19 protein-coding genes are annotated in these 16979 nt (G+C 54.3%); 11 read left to right on the top strand and 8 right to left on the bottom strand.

All coding sequences use genetic code 11. The features are described 5' to 3' along the window. Nucleotides 1-136: 136 nt before the first annotated feature. Nucleotides 137-1327 carry a DUF1214 domain-containing protein gene (locus EYC98_RS20210; protein ID WP_279247213.1) on the bottom strand — a complete coding sequence of 397 codons (1191 nt, stop codon included), beginning with the start codon at nt 1325-1327 and terminating at the stop codon, nt 137-139. Nucleotides 1328-1439: 112 nt separating this feature from the next. On the opposite strand from EYC98_RS20210, the gene EYC98_RS20205 reads away from it, so the two are divergent. Both EYC98_RS20205 and EYC98_RS20200 read left to right on the top strand, forming a co-directional pair. Beyond that, nucleotides 1440-1715 (top strand): hypothetical protein, encoded by a 276-nt coding sequence (locus EYC98_RS20205; protein ID WP_279247212.1) that lies wholly within the window; start codon nt 1440-1442, stop codon nt 1713-1715. A gap of 9 nt (nt 1716-1724) precedes the next feature. Then, complete coding sequence (locus tag EYC98_RS20200) at nt 1725-2072, top strand: redoxin domain-containing protein (RefSeq protein ID WP_279247211.1); 348 nt, start codon at nt 1725-1727, stop codon at nt 2070-2072. Here EYC98_RS20200 and EYC98_RS20195 read toward each other — a convergent pair. The 3 genes from EYC98_RS20195 to EYC98_RS20185 all read right to left on the bottom strand — a co-directional run bounded on the left by EYC98_RS20195 (nt 2069) and on the right by EYC98_RS20185 (nt 4025). Continuing rightward, nucleotides 2069-2569 carry a hypothetical protein gene (locus tag EYC98_RS20195; RefSeq protein ID WP_279247210.1) on the bottom strand — a complete coding sequence of 167 codons (501 nt, stop codon included), beginning with the start codon at nt 2567-2569 and terminating at the stop codon, nt 2069-2071. The genes EYC98_RS20200 and EYC98_RS20195 overlap by 4 nt on opposite strands. 86 nt (nt 2570-2655) lie before the next feature. Further along, on the bottom strand, nt 2656-3696 hold the full coding sequence (locus EYC98_RS20190) for an LLM class F420-dependent oxidoreductase (RefSeq protein ID WP_279247209.1): 1041 nt from the start codon (nt 3694-3696) through the stop codon (nt 2656-2658). Nucleotides 3697-3809: 113 nt separating this feature from the next. Further along, the gene (locus EYC98_RS20185; protein ID WP_279247208.1) at nt 3810-4025 is read right to left on the bottom strand and encodes a nuclear transport factor 2 family protein; all 216 of its coding nucleotides are present in this window, start codon (nt 4023-4025) and stop codon (nt 3810-3812) included. A 134-nt stretch (nt 4026-4159) separates the two neighbouring features. Between EYC98_RS20185 and EYC98_RS20180 the strand changes: the two genes are divergently transcribed. The 5 genes from EYC98_RS20180 (at nt 4160) to EYC98_RS20160 (ending at nt 10608) form a co-directional block, all read left to right on the top strand. Next, entirely contained in the window at nt 4160-6295 is a 2136-nt protein-coding gene (locus EYC98_RS20180) for an outer membrane protein assembly factor BamB family protein (protein WP_279247207.1), read from the top strand. Nucleotides 6296-6549: 254 nt separating this feature from the next. Continuing rightward, nucleotides 6550-7242 carry a VPLPA-CTERM sorting domain-containing protein gene (locus tag EYC98_RS20175; protein ID WP_279247206.1) on the top strand — a complete coding sequence of 231 codons (693 nt, stop codon included), beginning with the start codon at nt 6550-6552 and terminating at the stop codon, nt 7240-7242. Nucleotides 7243-7727: 485 nt separating this feature from the next. Then, the gene (locus EYC98_RS20170) at nt 7728-9437 is read left to right on the top strand and encodes an alkaline phosphatase family protein (RefSeq protein WP_279247205.1); all 1710 of its coding nucleotides are present in this window, start codon (nt 7728-7730) and stop codon (nt 9435-9437) included. Nucleotides 9438-9864: 427 nt separating this feature from the next. Then, nucleotides 9865-10149 carry a hypothetical protein gene (locus EYC98_RS20165; protein ID WP_279247204.1) on the top strand — a complete coding sequence of 95 codons (285 nt, stop codon included), beginning with the start codon at nt 9865-9867 and terminating at the stop codon, nt 10147-10149. A 54-nt stretch (nt 10150-10203) separates the two neighbouring features. Beyond that, nucleotides 10204-10608 (top strand): hypothetical protein, encoded by a 405-nt coding sequence (locus tag EYC98_RS20160; protein WP_279247203.1) that lies wholly within the window; start codon nt 10204-10206, stop codon nt 10606-10608. 53 nt (nt 10609-10661) lie between these two features. On the opposite strand, the gene EYC98_RS20155 is transcribed toward EYC98_RS20160, so the two are convergent. Together EYC98_RS20155 and EYC98_RS20150 are read right to left on the bottom strand one after the other, a co-directional pair. Further along, nucleotides 10662-10940 (bottom strand): DUF1244 domain-containing protein, encoded by a 279-nt coding sequence (locus EYC98_RS20155; RefSeq protein WP_279247202.1) that lies wholly within the window; start codon nt 10938-10940, stop codon nt 10662-10664. A gap of 68 nt (nt 10941-11008) precedes the next feature. Beyond that, the gene (locus tag EYC98_RS20150) at nt 11009-11800 is read right to left on the bottom strand and encodes an SDR family oxidoreductase (RefSeq protein ID WP_279247201.1); all 792 of its coding nucleotides are present in this window, start codon (nt 11798-11800) and stop codon (nt 11009-11011) included. Nucleotides 11801-11959: 159 nt separating this feature from the next. On the opposite strand from EYC98_RS20150, the gene EYC98_RS20145 reads away from it, so the two are divergent. Beyond that, nucleotides 11960-12757: a universal stress protein gene (locus tag EYC98_RS20145; RefSeq protein ID WP_279247200.1), complete on the top strand. Its 798-nt coding sequence runs from the start codon at nt 11960-11962 to the stop codon at nt 12755-12757. Here EYC98_RS20145 and EYC98_RS20140 read toward each other — a convergent pair. Beyond that, nucleotides 12754-13770 carry an LLM class flavin-dependent oxidoreductase gene (locus EYC98_RS20140; RefSeq protein WP_279247199.1) on the bottom strand — a complete coding sequence of 339 codons (1017 nt, stop codon included), beginning with the start codon at nt 13768-13770 and terminating at the stop codon, nt 12754-12756. The two genes, EYC98_RS20145 and EYC98_RS20140, sit on opposite strands and share 4 nt — an antisense overlap. Before the next feature lie 142 nt (nt 13771-13912). On the opposite strand from EYC98_RS20140, the gene EYC98_RS20135 reads away from it, so the two are divergent. The 3 genes from EYC98_RS20135 to EYC98_RS20125 all read left to right on the top strand — a co-directional run bounded on the left by EYC98_RS20135 (nt 13913) and on the right by EYC98_RS20125 (nt 16593). After that, nucleotides 13913-14386, top strand: a complete 474-nt coding sequence (locus EYC98_RS20135; RefSeq protein ID WP_279247198.1) for a MaoC family dehydratase — start codon at nt 13913-13915, stop codon at nt 14384-14386. Nucleotides 14387-14398: 12 nt separating this feature from the next. Beyond that, a complete protein-coding gene (locus EYC98_RS20130) occupies nt 14399-15574 on the top strand; it encodes a steroid 3-ketoacyl-CoA thiolase (protein ID WP_279247197.1) in 1176 nt (391 codons plus the stop codon). 110 nt (nt 15575-15684) lie between these two features. Next, entirely contained in the window at nt 15685-16593 is a 909-nt protein-coding gene (locus EYC98_RS20125; RefSeq protein ID WP_279247196.1) for an SDR family NAD(P)-dependent oxidoreductase, read from the top strand. Between the two features lie 46 nt (nt 16594-16639). Here the strand turns inward: EYC98_RS20125 and EYC98_RS20120 are convergent, their stop codons facing one another. Next, nucleotides 16640-16831, bottom strand: a complete 192-nt coding sequence (locus EYC98_RS20120) for a hypothetical protein (protein ID WP_279247195.1) — start codon at nt 16829-16831, stop codon at nt 16640-16642. Between the last annotated feature and the right edge of the window lie 148 nt (nt 16832-16979).

The following is a 16979-nucleotide window of genomic DNA, read 5'->3' as shown; positions in this document are numbered from 1 at the left end:
GTCAAAAATGATGCCATTGTCTGCAATAAAGTCGATTTTGGAGAAGAAACAGGCATTATTTGAGGACCCTTTATAGCTCGCCTGAAAACGTTGTCAGAGAGTCCATCTGACCCACACCTCAAGAGTCCATTAAGCACTACGCTGGGAGCGGAATAATTTCTGTACGCAAGGGCTCGATCGCTTCTTCTGGCAACTGAAAACGCCAGAAAATAATGCCGAATTGACGCCCCTCTGTATCGAGCCAATTGGGCATACCCGGATCGCGATGCGCGACCACAATAGTAAAGCTGCCGTCGGCCTCCAACTGAGTCTGCTTGCGATTAAGGGAGATCGTGCGGGTTTCGTAATCAAAGGTTTGCAGCAGCTGATTATGCAACAACACACTGGCGAACCGACAGCGCGGCCAGCGCCCCCGTATAACCAGCGCCTGGTCCTGGCGCAACAAGAACGGCGCCATTGCATAAACGTTGTCCTTGGCGGCATAGGCAATCTCTTCATTGCTGTTGTCTTTACGCGGCGGCACAAACTGATTGGGGATACGCGACACCCACTCAGGGCTGTTGCTATTGTCCAGGTTCACCACATTGCCCCTGACGAACGCGGTGACACGCCGGATACCCGCAGCGACGTTGCTGTCGCTTGGCGCCGGCCTGACGCCAGCGTCATGCAGCGCCTCTATAGCAATCGGAATGTGATGTAGCTGGTCGTTGTTAATACTTAGCTCGCGCTCGTAGTAATGACGGGTAGTAATGCTGGCCGCTCCCGGCGCCAGTGGCAGCCAATTGCCGTCCACCTTGTTCACACTGGCAATAATTTCATAGTTGCCGTCAGCGTCCGCTTCAAACTCGGTATCGTTCAGTGTCGCACCCAGACCCTGTCCCTCGCCCCCCACACCTGTCTCCACCGTGAAACTCGTGTAGGTAGCCTGAGCCAGATTGCCATAAATTCGGTAGCTGTGATCAGCGCTAATGACTGCCTGATGGTAGCGAGCATCAGGATTATCGCCCAACATCTTCTTGTGTCGGTTAATAAATGAGACAAAAAACGGGCGTGCCGCGTCTGCCTCGAACCAGGTCTGGATAGCATGCGTGAGCACATGCAGCAACAAACGCCGCGCTTCAGCCTGGTCTGCCGACGTGCGCAGCTGCCACTTGGGGTCCGTAAAGCCACTATCAATCTCTTTCAGTGCCTGCAATAGCTCGGCAAAGGCTTGATCCGCTTGGCCCTGGGGCTGTTCGCTGGCATTAACCAAAGGCATTAATAGCGCCGCGGCGACCCCTGCCACACCCGTTGCTGCAACGCCTTTGAGCATGTCACGTCTGTCCATTACTCTCTCCGCAGTAGTTCTTAGTAGTCCGGCATTGTCACCCGCCCCCGCTGTATACTCCAGCCCGCTGGAGTATACTGTGATGAACTCAGGCGACAATTCGGGTCCCCATATGAAAACTTTACTGAAGGCTCTTTTGGGCACCGTGGTGACTTTGCTGGTGGTAGGTTTTGTCTTTCGCGGCAATCTCATAGAGTTTGCCAAAGACGCGATCACAAAAGATATGTTTGTTAGCGCAGACAACGACAGCTTTGATCCCGGCCTGGCCATCGGCAGCACATTCCCACCACTGATGACGCAGCTAGGCGATCGCCATGTCACCAACATTAGCGAGTTTATTCCAGACAAAGGTATGATTTTTATCGCCAACCGTTCGGTAGACTGGTGACCTTACTGCATGAAGCAGCTGGTCCAGTTGCAAGAAAATCTAGAAGCTTTTAAAGCCGCCGGCATCAGCGTGGTGGCAATGACATATGACGCGCCCGAGCTACAGCAGGCATTTGTTGAAGCAGAGGGTATCACCTACCCGCTGCTGTCCGACATCGACGCTGCCAGTGTTGCTGCACTGGGCATCCTCAACACAGACTATCAGCCGGGCGAACGTGCCTACGGCATTCCTCATCCGGGCATATTTGTGGTCAATAGCGAGGGTATGATTGTCGGTAAATTGTTTGTAGAGGCCTACGCCGAGCGGGTCGAGGCCCTAAGCGTGCTCAGCTATGCTCTTGAGCAGCTGCAGCCCTAAAAGTCTACCATGTCGTCATCTTCGCCGAAGTCGTCCTGCTCGGGCCCTTCGGCAGGCCCGTCGTGACTCTCAAGACATTCATCAATAACCGGTCTTTCATTCAGGTAGTTGCTGATCAATCGACGCTTGAGATCGAGCCGCTCCATAGTCCCCATATCATCTGTGGCGTACATCAGTCGTGTGCTGTAATCCAGAGTGTCGGGCGGCATGGGCACTGCACACCTGTGTAAGGGCAAAACTTGTGTGACAATGTCTGCGGTACCTTCGCGGTACATGAAAATTTCGTTGGTATCAGAGAAGTAGAGCAGATCCACCTGACCATTACCGGTCAGGTCCTGCGCACACATTTCATACAGAAACATAGTGTCGCAGACCAGGCGCCCGCCCACTTCAGTCTCCACCGTGCGTTGCCCCGCGCAACCGGCGAGCAGTAACGGTGCGAATGCTATCCAGCCATATTTCTTAAGCCGCAAAACCTGCACTACCTCGACCTTCAAAACTCATGCTAACCATTAACCCGAACCTTTGCCATTGATGGCACAAAGATATACCCGTTGACTGTGGTTGATCTGTGAAGCAACCACTAAAGTAGCTCGTCCGCCAGAATATCCAATGCCTCGGTTTGCATAGTTCCCACCATCATCAGATCAACTTCACCACGCTCACCACTTGCCTTCCACACTTTAGCCCGCTCACGGATTTTCTCCTCCGGACCAATCAGGTGCACCGCGTCCACCAGGTCATCCGGCACAGCGGCAATCGCGGCATCCTTATTACCCGCAAGATAATGATCCTGAATTTCCACCGCTGCATCAACGTAGCCCATGCGTTTGGCAAGATCATTATAAAAATTCTTGCCACGCGCGCCCATACCACCAATATAAAGCGCCATGTTGGCCTTCACCATCGGAGCAAACTTATCATAGTCGCCCACCAGGCAGGAAACGCCAGGAGCCACCGTAAAATCGGCCTTGCTTTTACCGCCGCCCGCGCGGGCGAACCCCTCATCCAGAAATGGTTTGAGCACCTCATCATACGTCTCAGGCTTGAGCATCATTGGAAATACTCCGTCTGCGCATTCGGCCGCACAGCGTAATCCGTTGGGACTAATGGACGCGGTATAGATTGGCAAATCGGGGTTGCCGTGCAAAATACTCTTCAGCGGCTTACCGAGGCCGGTGCTGCCGGTTTCGTGATTGGGAATATGATAAAACTCGCCCTCATGCTCCAGTGGAGCCTGGCGGGCTAGTATCTGACGAATGATGCCGATGTACTCGCGGGTGCGCGTCAACGGCTTGCCGTATATTTGACCGTGCCAGCCCTCGGCCACCTGCGGTCCAGACGGGCCCAGGCCCATAATAAAGCGGCCGCCTGACAGATGATCCAGAGTCATCGCTGTCATGGCCGCCATCGCCGGCGTGCGCGCGGGCATCTGCATAATGGCAGTACCCACATTGATTTTGCTGGTCTGTGCCAATATCCAACTGGCGGTGGACACTGCATCGCTACCATAAGCCTCTGCCGTCCACACCGAATGAAAGCCGAGGTTCTCAGCATGCTTGATCAAATCCATATTGAGCTGCGCACGACTGCCGAAACTCATTTGACTAACGCCTAACTTCATAGAACCTGTCCTCTTGAGGCGTTTAACCGGCTGCTGCCCGCTATTCGCGAATACCCGCTAAAGGCCGTGATTATGCCAACATACTCTGGCAAGTCCAATCGGGGCTTGGCGGTCTAGCCTGGAACATCAGCCAACAGCGCCGCATTGGTGTTGACCGGGCCCTCGCGTGAGCTGAAGTCGAAACTGCTATCAGCACCGTCGAAGCTGGCCTGAACATCCTCGGTAAAGCATTCGCCCCAAGCCTGCCACTGCTTGGTATCCGGGGTCCTGAAGTAACGCGCCTTGAGAGCCTTAATGGCCTCTATTTCTGCTAACTGTGCCAACTCCACTGACTCTGCTCCCCTATCCTCTCATCCATTCTTTTGCCAATGGTTCAACCATCAGCGCCACTGCCGCCGAGTTGCGGTTGCCATCACTGCAGCTGACGCCAATAATGCGCTTAAACCAATGAGCCAACAAACCTATGTCCCTGCACTCTCTAATTTTCCGTTGGCACGCACTCGTATTATTGCTGCTTACGAGCGCCGCTCTTGCCGCACCCTCTGCGACCTGGGAGGTTGCCGGTGGCGATGACGGCAATGCCAAATTTTCGACACTGACACAAATCCATCGCGGCAACGTACAGCAGCTAAAGCCCGTCTGGAGTTACGCGAGCGCCAAAGGGGCTGAACTGTTCTCCAGCTCAGAACTGCAACTCAACCCGATCGTGATCGACGACATACTCTACGGCCGCAACCCCTTACATCATGTGTTTGCCATTAACGCCGAAACCGGGGCTGAACTGTGGACCTTCGACCCGTTTGCCGAGGAAGAAGGACTGCTGGGCTCCTACATGCGCGGCGTCACCTATTGGCAGCATGATGACGACCAACGTCTGTTTTTCAACGCCTCGCACAATATGTACGCACTGAACGCGCGCACTGGTAAACTGATTCAAGGGTTCGGAGACAAAGGCGTCGTCGATCTGCGCCAGGGTCTGGGCCGCGAGCCTGACAAAATCTCTGTCTACTCACCCTCCCCCGGTGTCATTTACGGCGACCTGATTATTCTGGGCAGTGCAGTCACAGAAGGCGAAGGCGCAGCGCCCGGCGACATTCGCGCCTACAACGTGCGCAGCGGCCGACTGGTATGGTCTTTTCACACTATCCCCCATCCCGGCGAGTTTGGTTATGACACCTGGCCGGAAGGCGCCTGGCGCAGTGCTGGCGGCGCCAATGCCTGGGCAGGCTTGAGTGTCGACAAAGACAATGGCGTAGTTTTTGTACCCACCGGCTCTCCCACCCCGGACTTCGACGGTTCTCAGCGTCACGGCGCCAACCTGTTCGGCAACTCAATCATTGCGCTGAATGCGACTACCGGTAAGCGCATCTGGCACTATCAAGCAGTACATCATGATATCTGGGACCGTGACCTGAGCTCGGCACCAACTCTGGTTAACATTACTCAAAACGGTAAGACAATTCCCGCGCTGGTGCAGGCCTCAAAACAGGGCGTGCTGTATTTACTGGACCGCAATACGGGCAAGCCGATATTTCCGATCGAAGAGGTTCCCGTGCCGGCTTCGGATGTACCCGGTGAGCTTGCCTACCCCACCCAGCCACGCGTTACCCTGCCAGAACCTTTTACACGCCAGGCCTTCACACCAGATCAAATAACCGATATCTCAGCCAGCGCCAATGCTTATGTCACCAAGCTATACGAGGCGTCACAGCCCTTCGCCTATATGCGCCCGATCGGACTCAAGCCCACCATTTTTTTCCCCGGCTTTTACGGCGGCGCCAACTGGGGCGGCGGTAGCGTCAATGCCGCCACTGGCATCTACTTTATTAACGCTACAGAAACCACACACCGCATCAGCATTGGCCCGGTGCAAGCACCCGCTGGCGACCGGCCCGGGTTTGGCAGCTTCGTTTATCGCAAACACTGCGCCGGCTGCCACGGCGTTAACTTCGAAGGTTTCTATCCCTATGCCCCGCCATTGACCGATCTCGCCAAGCGCACCAACAAGAAAGCTGCAATGAGCACTATCGTTAGAGGCAAGGGCCGCATGATGCCGTTTGGCAATCTGCCAGATCACGAACGCAGCGCGGTGCTTGAATACCTGTGGCAGGCTACCGATAGCGGCCGCGAGCAGACCGCGGGCAGCAGTAGCGCGCATAAAAGCGAGAACGAGACGGTCTACATGTTTAACGGCTACGCTGATTTTCTCGATGACCGCGGTTATCCAGCCAACAAGCCACCCTGGGGCACCTTAACCGCAGTTAATCTCAACAGCGGTAAACGCCTGTGGCAGGTACCGCTGGGTGAATTCCCACAGCTGACTGCCGAAGGCATACCCATTACCGGCACCCGCAATTACGGCGGCTCTATCGCCACGGCGAGCGGCCTCGTGTTTATTGCTGCCACGCCGGACGAAAAACTGCGGGCCTTCGATCAGGACAACGGAGAAATTCTGTGGGAGTACCAGTTACCCGCGGCCGGCTATAGCACACCGTCCACCTACATGATCAATGGACGCCAGTATCTGGTGGTGGTCTGCAGCGGAGGCAAGCTGGGCACTGCCAGTGGGGATCAGTATCTGGCGTTTGCACTGCCCTAGTTGGGACACGCTACACCCAACAGAAATTTGCCTGACTGGCGCCTAACGGCATAAGGCCCTCGCCGGTTACGGAAAACTATCACCGGATCCAAATACCCCCTTTTTTTGTCAGGTTATTTTACACTTCGCTAATTCAGTGTTCGCTAACCCATTGATTTCATTACGCTGGCACGAATTGTGCATACTCTCTGCATGAGCTTTCACAACCGTGAAATTGAAACTTGCTGTCAATGTATTCACATAGAAGGGGCGATATGAAGTTACTACACACACTTGCTGTTTTTACGTTTATGGGTTCGGTCCTCCCGGCATTCGCTGCTACAACTGCAGGTCCGTTCGACTTTAGTTACTCTTACTCTAATCCGTACGACTCCAACGCCCAGACCTACATACATAGCGTCACTAACGCGACCCTGTATTCAGAGTCTACCGTTCGCGCGTATATACCTGTCACCGGCGGGGCAACAGAGGGAGCCACAACGCCAGGCGTCATCACATACAAATTCGATTTCGGAACTGAGACCGTCGCTGCTGCTAACGTGCGGACTAACAACCCGACGTTTCACTGGGCTTACAGCGAGGGACACAATTATTTCTATGGTTCCAAGGACGGGGCAACATGGGTCGAACTCCTCAATGTCACTACACCGGCCTATGGTGCAGCCAACTCGGGTGGCCTCTATGATGCGCTTCCGACGAGCTTACTCGGTGGAACCGAGTTGTGGTTCAAGGCTGAGCTTTTTTCCTTCGGTTCGAATGTTGTTTGCTGTGGCGCCTCTGGCAGAAACACAGCCCAGCATTCACGCTACGACATTAACCAGTCGCCGACCACTGAAACCTTCAAGCTTGAAGTTGTTTATGTTCCACAGGTCCCACTTCCGGCCGCCGCTTGGCTATTCGGTTCCGCGCTACTGGGGCTAGGCGCCATGAAGCGCAAGAGAAACTAACTACCATTGTCAGGTGAAAGCGGACCTGCTGAAACGCTGGCTTTCGCCGGATGTGTGACATTCGAATGACGTCAATCCACTACCAGCACGCACAGCGGATGTGCTGCTCAATGCCGCGCCTGTCATTCATACGACCTGATTCAGGTTTAGACTCAAGTAAGTCTGATTTGACCACACAGCGGTCACTCAGTTTCGGAGTGTCTGACATCTGAGATAAACTTGAGAAAGGCGATTCAGCAAAGGATTCTAAAGCCAAATAAAGCTCTCTTGGCAAGCGTCTGAACGTCATATGTTGCAGCTGGATGAAGCTGCTCAAGTGAATTAGCGAGTCTCCGAGGCGACCCAGAATAACTCCGCGGTTAGCCACTAGTAGTGGAGTTGGTTTGCTGCTCTGGCTGAGAACGGATAAGCTGAAATTCATGTTTGAGGACCGTCCGCTTCGGTCCTCAATTATTTCGCATGGACAAATAACCAGGTGCAGCATCATGGCAAAAACTATCCTTCCTCTTCTGACTCTTTTGAGCCTGATGGTGCCGTTAGTCTCTACGGCGGCTGACAAACCACCGCGCCTGGTGCTGCAAATAACCGTTGACCAACTCCGCGGGGATCTGCCGGCACGTTACCTTGAGAAGATGGGTAAAGGTGGTTTTCGTTATCTGTTAAGTGAGGGCGTGGTTTATGAGAACGCCCATCATGCGCACTCCAATACCGAAACCATAGTCGGTCATGCAACGTTGGCAACAGGCGCTTACCCTGCTGATCACGGGCTTATCGCCAATATATGGTTTGACCGAGAGTCCGGTGAGATGACCTATAACATCGAAGATAGCCGGTACCCTTTGCTGACGAAGGGTGCTGATGTGGACAAGGCAACTGAAATTGACCCCACACAGCGCGTGGCGCGCAGTGATGGTCGTTCACCAGCTGCAATGCTAGTGTCGACATTTAGTGATGAACTAGCCATTCACACCGCAAATACAGCTAAAATATTCGGTGTCTCTGTTAAGGATCGTGGCGCGGTTTCGATGGCCGGCCATGCGGGTAAGGCTTTCTGGTTTTCCAAGGCAACCGGCGAGTTTGTCACCAGTTCTTTTTATTACGATCAGTATCCCCAATGGGTCAGCGAATTCAATGCGAAGCAGCCGGCCCAGCGTTATGCAAACCAAAACTGGGAGCTGATGCTTGAACCTTCCGCGTACACTCATGCTGATGCGGACGATCAGGCCTGGGAGACAAATTTGGGAGACTATGGCCGCGTGTTTCCGCACCCTTACGGCCCGGGTGACGGTAAGTATTTTACCACCCAGCTTACCGTTTCTCCCGCAGGTGACGAGCTGACACTGGAGTTTGCCAAACAGCTGATCGACAACGAGGCCATTGGAGAAGATGCTGTTACTGACTATTTATCGGTGAGTTTTTCTTCGACGGACTATGTGGGCCACTTGTTCGGTCCGTCGAGTCTCGAAGCAGAAGACAATTTGCTGCGGCTCGACCGTACACTGGCTGATTTACTGGCGTACGTGGATCATAAGGTGGGACTAAAGAATACTCTTGTGGTGTTATCCGCAGACCATGGTAGCCCGGAGGTACCGCCGCTGCTAAACGAATACGGTATCGAGGCAGGTTATGTCACGCCTGATAACTGGGACACAGCAGCTGGCATTGTGAACCTGAAACAGAAATTTGGTATTGGTGGTGAGTTGATACAGAAGTTCTTCCCACCCTATATCTATCTGAATCGGCAGCTGATCCGCGATCAGGGGCTGAATCAGGCTGCGGTTGAGAAGGCCGTTGCACGCGAAATGATGATGTTTGAAGGAGTAAGTCTCGCGCTTTCAACTACGGCACTTATGAATGGTCAGGTTGCCGATACAGATATCAACCGGCTGATACTGAACAGCCATAACCCACGTCGCTCGGGTGATGTTTTTATAGTGTTCGAACCGAACTGGTTCATCAATGATTTTGATGGTTTAACCGTTGCCGTTACGCATGGCTCGCCGTGGCGCTACGATACTTATGTACCGGTGATCTTTGCCGGAGCTGGTTTAAAGTCGCAGCGGGTTTTTCGCGAGATCGAGACTGTTGATATTGCCTCTACCCTGTCTCAAGTTATTGGCACCAACAGGCCCTCGGGCGCAAGAGGACAGGTGTTGCCTGAGGTTTTGCAATTACAGTCATCGAAGCGCAGATGAGATGCTCCCGCGCCAGGGAAAAATCCACGCAGGAAGAGCGCATGGTATTAGCCGGGCTGGTCTACGGCGTCAGCAGTAAACCGAAGAACACATCGACATTGAGCAGTCTTTATCGGCGCAGCCTTATTCAAACTTCAGATTATGGATTCAGCCTGAGTAGCCCCGATATGAGATCAGTGGTGAAGCCGCAGTGGTCGCTGAAAGACTATCGTGCACTACGCCGAAACTACGAAAATCCAGGGCTTAACACTCCGGTAATGTGACTTTGGTACGGTTTCTGCATTATCTACACTAATTGACTTGCACCGCGGGCCAAAACCACTAGAATCGCCGCGTCTTTGCCCTGCATTGGTGCGTGGCGGGTTCCTAAAGCGTTAGAGATGTTCAATTTTGGTGCCTGGATACAGGTTTTGATGAGAGAGATGTCATGAATACAGCAGAAAACAATACCCTGCGCGCTCGCGCAGAACGCGCCGTCGGAGATTTGGTTCTGGCAGAATTGTTTGTGGTTCAGGCTACTCTGGAGAGCGCCTCAATGTTAGGCGATAGCTGGAGCGGTTTACGCACCCAGCTCAGCAGCACTGAAAACACGGAGGAAGACTTTGGCAGCTTTCTGCAGCGCACCCGGCGTCAGCTCACCGAGCCCTACTCGACCCGCTTTCGCTACTTGCGCGAACTGAGCCGCGACGCCGATAAAAATATCGCCGCGTAGCCAACTCTGTCAAAGCAGGTATACTCTCGCCCTCGTTAAAGAGGTAATGACACCATGTCACTGGGAACCTGGGACCCGAACGCCGCGGCAACCGTCGCAACGCTAGAGATAAAGCCGGAACTATTGCCGCGCTACGCCAGCTTTAGTCAGCAAAACCAGCTACCGCAGCTGGCAGAAATGTTTGATGAGACCGCTCTGAGCGAGCTGAGGCCGCTGCTAAAAGTGGAGCCTGTGGCCTGGGCGGAGACTCTGGCAGCCTTCGACAATGACCTGTTATTGCACCTGATTCGATTTTTTACCGTCGCCGAAGCGCTGCCCGATTGCGAAGCAGGCGCAACCTCCCCGGTGATTCCGATGGCCAAATTATTGCGCCAACGCGGTGAACGCCTGGATAAAACACTGCTGCAGTGGATCCGCGAAAACAGTATTAACCGCTTTCTTCCCTACGGCCCGCTGTAGACTCGCTGGCGCAGCCTCTGCGCCGCCAATCCAATAAGGCTATACGGCGGCGCTCAGTGACTTTTTTCGAAAGCGGCGCGCTGCTCTGGAGTCGCTTCGGTTTGGTGCTTTTCTTTCCACTCGGCATAGGGCATGCCGTAGACCATCTCTCTGGCCTGCTCCAGGTCGACACTCTCTCCAGCTTCTTCCGCCGCCGCCACATACCATTTTGACAGACAGTTACGGCAAAACCCGGCCAAGTTCATAAGCTCAATATTCTGCACGTCCTTGCGGCTATCAAGGTGGGTCAACAAACGTCGAAAAACAGCGGCTTCCAGTTCTACATTGGACATACTTATTACCTCATTGATGGGCGCGCCAATCGCTCGCGCCGGTATAAAAAACGGCGGCTATTATAGCCTCAGACCATCATGAATTCGCCACCATTGACGTCCAGCGCGGCACCGGTTATCACCTTTGAGTAATCCGAGGCAAAAAAGATGGCCGCCTTGGCGCAGTCGCCATCTTCGGGAATGAACCCGAGCGGAATGTTCTCGCAAATATCAGCAATCAGTTCCTCCTCAGCAACACCCGTGGCTAGCGCCCGTCCGGCAATATAGCCCTGTACGTTGGGCCCCCACATCCAGCCCATGTTGCAGCTGTTGAAGCGGATATTGTCACCGCCCAGCTCTAGCGCCAGATGCTTGGTGGCGGCATGCAGGGCCGCCTTGCTGGCCGCATAGCCACCCTGTAAGAGCATCGGTTTGCGCTCAACCATCGTCGCGATCATCACCACAGAGCCACCTCCAGATTGCTTCATGTGCTGCACACAGGCTTGAGTCAACGCCACTGTGCCATAGAAATTGACGTCCATGGTAAAGCGCCAGTCATCCAGCTTGGCCTCTGCCGCGGGGTCGTATACGCAGGGGTCAAAAGCACTGTTAATGAGGCAATCAATACGACCGAATTCAGCCACGGTGGCGTCGGCCAGCGCCTGACACTGGTCCTCCTGGGTAATATCAGTGGGCACTTTCAACACGCGGGTGCTGCCACCCAACGCCGCAATCTCTGCCTCGGCTATATCCAGTTTGGCAACGGTGCGAGCCGCCAGCACCACTCCAGCCGCACCTTCACGTGCGCAAAGAGTGGACAATTCCATCCCCAGTCCTGGCCCTATGCCCGACACAATGACAATCTTTCCTTCCAATAACATCGTTTACTACTCCTTTAATCAGGTTCTGCAATCGAAACAGTGCATGCCGCAAAGGCTTAGGCCGACAACTCTTGATACGTATCAATTCATATTATCGCCCCGACAGGCAAGATAGCAGGCAACTTAGCGTATTTCACCAGCTCCAGTCGGAGAGCCGCAATGTCACTTGATAAAATAATGGTGATCGTCGATCCAACCACCACCACTCAACCCGCCTTTGCCCGCGCCCTACATTCAGCTCAGCTGACCGGTGCGCGACTGCACCTGTATACCTGCATTGAAGAAACTGGAGCCCGCGAAGCCGATCAAAGCCAACAACAAGCATGCATGGAGTCGCACAGGCTATTGATAGACAGCGCCGAAGAAAGTGGCATCGACGCCAGCGGCGAAGTCGAGATTGGCCACAACTGGCACCAGCAGGTCGTATCTGCCGCAGCGCGTTGCTCGGCCTCCATGGTTTTTAAGGGCACCAAAGATCATCGCGATGTAGACCGGGAGATGCGCGGGACTTCAGATTGGACCCTGCTAAGGTTGTCGCCCTGCCCCGTACTGCTGGTGAAAGACTTTCACAACTGGAAGAACCGCCGCGTCCTTGCCGCTATCAATACCTTTTCCAAAGACATTGCTCACATCAAGTTGAACAATCAGATTATCAGCTTCGCGCAACAGTTCAGCGAGGCCTACGGGGCCGATCCGCATTTCATCAATGCTTACAGCGACCGGAATCAAGTTCCCGACATTGAAAATTTGGCAGACGCCTGTGGCGTGCCCAATGAACACATACATGTGGTGGAGGGCGGCGCAGCAGAAGTGATTGCCAGTACGGCGGCCGATATCGACGCCGACCTGATAATCATAGGCACAGTCGGACGTGCCGGCCTAAGAGGTACTGTGGTTGGTAACACCAGTGAACGAATTCTCGACCACACTCATTCAGATGTACTGGTGTTAAATTAGGCGGCAGCTCGCTTCGACAAAGCAAAGGCTTCGGAGACCAAGCTGAATGAACGCATACGATCTTCCAGGTAATAGCTGTTACTGACGATCATCACTTCATCCGCATCATGCCTGGCCGCCAGATGCTCTATCTTCTCTCGCACCTGTTCGGGTGTTCCCACCGCTCTGGATCCCTCATTGCGCGATAGAAACGCCAGCTCCTGCTGGGTGAACTGATGTGCTGCTGCCGCGGCGGGGTCGACATAATCGATGTGCGGTCCACGTGTGACGAAGGCCAGGTAGTTAACATCTGCCGCCTTTTCCAAGGCCAGCGCCTCGGCCTCGGTATCAGCACACAGTACGGTAATAGCCACCATCGCATGCGAGCGTGGCCATAACGCTGACGGTTTGAACTGACGCCGGTAGCCGGCAATCATATCAGGACCTGCCAGCGGGTTAATAAACAGCGCTACGGTATAGGGTAGGCCCAACTCGCCGGCCAGCCAGGCACTGTCGGGGCTACTGCCCAACATCCAGATCGGCAGATCCTTCGGTGGCGGCGGACACACCTTGGGCTTGGCACTGTCTGACCACAGATAATGTCCCAACTCTTCTACCAACTGCGGGAAGCGCTCAAATTTGGGACGGCCATCAGTGGCCAGCGCTACAGCAGTCGCCATATCCGCTCCCGGTGCCCGCCCTACTCCCAGGTCAATACGACCGGGATACAGATTGGCTAACAACGAAAAATTCTCCGCCACTTTATAAGCGCTGTAATGCGGCAGCATAATGCCGCCAGAACCAATGCGGATATGACTAGTAGCCGCGCCGATGGCGGCTAACAAAACTTCCGGTGAACTACCCGCCAGCAGGCTGGTGTTATGGTGCTCAGACACCCAGAAGCGCAGATATCCCAGACTCTCACAGAGCTGGGCCACCTCCAGCGTCTCTGCCAATGCCACCTGCGCGCCGCCCCCTGGCCGCACAAATGACTGATCTAATACTGATAACTGCAATGTTCCTGGTTCAAGCACGTTAACCACTCCCTTACTCCACTCGCTGTGCTGTCCTTTTTACCACCCGAAGAGGCCGTTTTTGTTATTATATCGCGCCCCTCAAGCAGGTAGTCTGCGACAACTCTCCATAACTCCCGACAACCGGAAGCCACAACATACTATGAGCAAATTACATTACAAGGACCTTGCTGCACTGGAAACCCTGATCAGCGCCGAATTTGGCGGCTGGAGCCAGAGCGTCAAGGTTGACCAGAAGATGATCAACGACTTCGCTGAGCTCACTGGCGACCACCAGTGGATACACGTAGACGTTGAGCGCTGCGCCAAAGAGAGCCCTTTTGGCACCACTATCGCCCACGGCTTTTTGACCTTGTCATTGCAGCCCGCAATGGCGGGTGGCGGTGATGCAATTGGCAATATCGAAGGCTGGAGCAATATCGTCAACTACGGCTCTAACAAGCTGCGGTTTACCGGTGCTGTGCCAGTCGACAGCGAAATCCATCAACGCAGTCGCGTCAAAGCGGTAGACGTGCAGGATCACAAGACCACCATCACCATGGAAACCAATATCCACGTCGTCGGTCAGGATGAACGTCCGGCCGTAGTCTATGAACTCATGTTCGTTTTAATGTAAGGAGCCACACTCATGGCAGAAGCAGTAATTGTAGACGTAGTCCGTACCCCAATTGGCCGCGGCAAGCCCATAGTGGGTGATCTCAGCGGTGTTCACGCGGTGAAATTGCTAGCAGAGTCCTACCGGGCTTTGCTGGAGCGCAATGACGTGGACGCCGCTGACGTCGAGCAGGCCTATGCTGGCTGTGTCACCCAAGCCGGTGAACAGTCCAACAACCTGGCTAAGAACGCCTGGCTGCAGCTGGGCCAAGCCTACACCGCTGGCTGTTCTACCATTGATACCCAGTGTGGCTCAGCCCAGACCGCCAACCATATTATGTCGGCACTGATAGCCGCAGGCCAATGCAATATCGGTATCGCCGGTGGTGTTGAAGCCATGAGCCGGGTTGGCCTCGGTGCCAGCGCCATCAACGGCCCGGGTTACTTTATGACCGATGACTGGCCCTACCCCGACGGTGCTCAAAGCCAGTTTGACGCAGCCGAGCGTATTGCCAAAAACCGCGGCATTACCCGCCAGGATATCGACGAGCTCGCAGTGCGTTCACACACTCGCGCTATCGAAGGCTGGGACAATGGCTGGTTTACACAAGTAGTTCCAGTAGAGGCCCCGGTTATCGGGGCCGATGGCCAACCGACTGGCGAGACCAAATTGGTTAGCCGTGACCAGGGCATGCGCGAAACCACTATGGACAGTCTGGCCAATCTCAGAGTCCTCTCTGAGGGCGGTATTCACACCGCTGGAACCTCTTCTCAGGTCTCTGACGGTTCTGCCGCAGTACTGTGGATGAGCGCCGACGAAGCCAAGGCTCGCGGACTCAAGCCTCGCGCCAGAATTATCCAAGGTGTGGTTGCTGGTAGCGATCCTTACTACCTATTGGACGGACCGGTGAACGCCACCGAACTGCTGTTCAAGAAAACCGGCATGAACATGAACGATATCGATATCGTCGAAATCAACGAAGCCTTCGCTTCCGTCGTATTGTCTTGGCAGCGCGTGTTCAATGCCGACATGGACAAGGTTAACTGCAAGGGCGGCGCCATTGCCATGGGCCACCCGGTCGGCTCTACCGGTGCACGTTTGATCGGCGAAGCGTTGATAGAAATGGAGCGTCAGGATAAAAGTACCGCTCTGATTACTATGTGCTGTGGTGCTTCAAACGGCACTGGAACTATTATCGAGCGTCTGTAGCTAATGCAAGACATGCGCGCAGCTCCGTTGTCGTCACCCAGCCAGGGTGTCATAGGGCAGCTGCGCAGTAACACGATTCAAATTGAACCAAATATGACAGGAGTATAATAATGGGATCATTGGAAGGCAGAACCGCCATTATCACCGGCGCCGGACGCGGACTGGGTCGTGAAGAGGCCCTGCAACTGGCCAGCCAGGGCGCCAATATCGTCATCAGTGACATCGATATACCCGATGCTGTCACCGCCGCAGAGGAAACCATTGCTGATATAGAAGCATTGGGTGCCAAAGCAACCCTGGTACTGGGCGATTGTGCCGATACCAACGATGCGGCCACCTTGTTCAAGACTGCGCTGGATACCTTTGGTGACGTTAACATCATGGTTAACAATGCAGGCTTCTGCCGTGACCAAACCATCTTTGGCATGGACGATGAGCAATTTGATTCGGTCGTACGGGTTCATCTGCGCGGTCACTTCGTCAATATGCGCAACGCTACTAAATACTGGCGCGGTAAAGCTAAAGCCGGTGAGGAAATCTATGGTCGTCTGATCAGCACTTCTTCAGAAGCGGCCATCTTTGGCTCTGCGGGCCAGGCTAACTATGCTCCCGCCAAGTCCGGCATTGTCGCCATGACTATGGGCGCCGCCCAGTTGATGATCAAGTATGGCGTTACCTGCAATGTGATCATGCCCCGCGCGCGTACTGATATGACCAACTCTGGCATGACCGCACAACTGTTTGCGGCACCGGATGATGGTTTTGACGCATTTAATCCTGAAAACGTTGCACCACTGGTTGGCTACCTCACCTCACCCGAAGCTGGACATATTTCTGGTGAAGTCATGGTGGTATGGGGGGATCAGGTAGATGTGATTCTGCGTCCCAGCTTTGGACCGCGTTACAACAATCCCAAGGGTGGCAAATGGGCAGTGGAAGATCTGCACACGTCATTGTCAGAGTACTTTACTGCCGACCATGTTCCTGTGCAGGACGGCTTTACCGTACCGCCCCAGTAGCACCGGGCATAAACCTGAAGGGCAGAATTCATTCTGCCCTTCAGGTTTAGCGGGGTTGTTTGGTTTCCTGCTGTCGGGTACTGGCGCGCCCAACCCGATCGGCTTCGCGACCGGTTGCTTCCGAATACTCCAGCGACCACTCATACAAATCACTGTTCTCCGGATCCTTGGTAACTACTTTGACATCGGCCGCAACGACCCAGTCAGCGCCGACATCGGCTCCTGTCATAATGCTCATCTTTTATTCTCCTTTTTCCATGACTACAATCTAGCCCCGATCCTCGATCGCCAACACCCTGCGACTTGGGAACTGTGATCGCAGCCGCGCTTTTACAGCACTTTCCCGCCCTGATTGTGAACCATGCACGCTGATGCCCCAGAGCTTT

This window comes from Candidatus Litorirhabdus singularis (assembly GCF_026262625.1).
GTDB lineage: Bacteria > Pseudomonadota > Gammaproteobacteria > Pseudomonadales > Halieaceae > Litorirhabdus > Litorirhabdus singularis.
This window is presented reverse-complemented; position numbering and strand designations above follow the sequence as displayed.

Bases quoted from the DNA above. Each gene is read 5' to 3' on its own strand.
- EYC98_RS20210 (WP_279247213.1), bottom strand. From the start codon at position 1,327: ATGGACAGACGTGACATGCTCAAAGGCGTTGCAGCAACGGGTGTGGCA.
- EYC98_RS20205 (WP_279247212.1), top strand. From the start codon at position 1,440: ATGAAAACTTTACTGAAGGCTCTTTTGGGCACCGTGGTGACTTTGCTG.
- EYC98_RS20200 (WP_279247211.1), top strand. From the start codon at position 1,725: ATGAAGCAGCTGGTCCAGTTGCAAGAAAATCTAGAAGCTTTTAAAGCC.
- EYC98_RS20190 (WP_279247209.1), bottom strand. From the start codon at position 3,696: ATGAAGTTAGGCGTTAGTCAAATGAGTTTCGGCAGTCGTGCGCAGCTC.
- EYC98_RS20180 (WP_279247207.1), top strand. From the start codon at position 4,160: ATGTCCCTGCACTCTCTAATTTTCCGTTGGCACGCACTCGTATTATTG.
- EYC98_RS20175 (WP_279247206.1), top strand. From the start codon at position 6,550: ATGAAGTTACTACACACACTTGCTGTTTTTACGTTTATGGGTTCGGTC.
- EYC98_RS20170 (WP_279247205.1), top strand. From the start codon at position 7,728: ATGGCAAAAACTATCCTTCCTCTTCTGACTCTTTTGAGCCTGATGGTG.
- EYC98_RS20165 (WP_279247204.1), top strand. From the start codon at position 9,865: ATGAATACAGCAGAAAACAATACCCTGCGCGCTCGCGCAGAACGCGCC.
- EYC98_RS20160 (WP_279247203.1), top strand. From the start codon at position 10,204: ATGTCACTGGGAACCTGGGACCCGAACGCCGCGGCAACCGTCGCAACG.
- EYC98_RS20155 (WP_279247202.1), bottom strand. From the start codon at position 10,940: ATGTCCAATGTAGAACTGGAAGCCGCTGTTTTTCGACGTTTGTTGACC.
- EYC98_RS20150 (WP_279247201.1), bottom strand. From the start codon at position 11,800: ATGTTATTGGAAGGAAAGATTGTCATTGTGTCGGGCATAGGGCCAGGA.
- EYC98_RS20145 (WP_279247200.1), top strand. From the start codon at position 11,960: ATGTCACTTGATAAAATAATGGTGATCGTCGATCCAACCACCACCACT.
- EYC98_RS20135 (WP_279247198.1), top strand. From the start codon at position 13,913: ATGAGCAAATTACATTACAAGGACCTTGCTGCACTGGAAACCCTGATC.
- EYC98_RS20130 (WP_279247197.1), top strand. From the start codon at position 14,399: ATGGCAGAAGCAGTAATTGTAGACGTAGTCCGTACCCCAATTGGCCGC.
- EYC98_RS20125 (WP_279247196.1), top strand. From the start codon at position 15,685: ATGGGATCATTGGAAGGCAGAACCGCCATTATCACCGGCGCCGGACGC.
- EYC98_RS20120 (WP_279247195.1), bottom strand. From the start codon at position 16,831: ATGAGCATTATGACAGGAGCCGATGTCGGCGCTGACTGGGTCGTTGCG.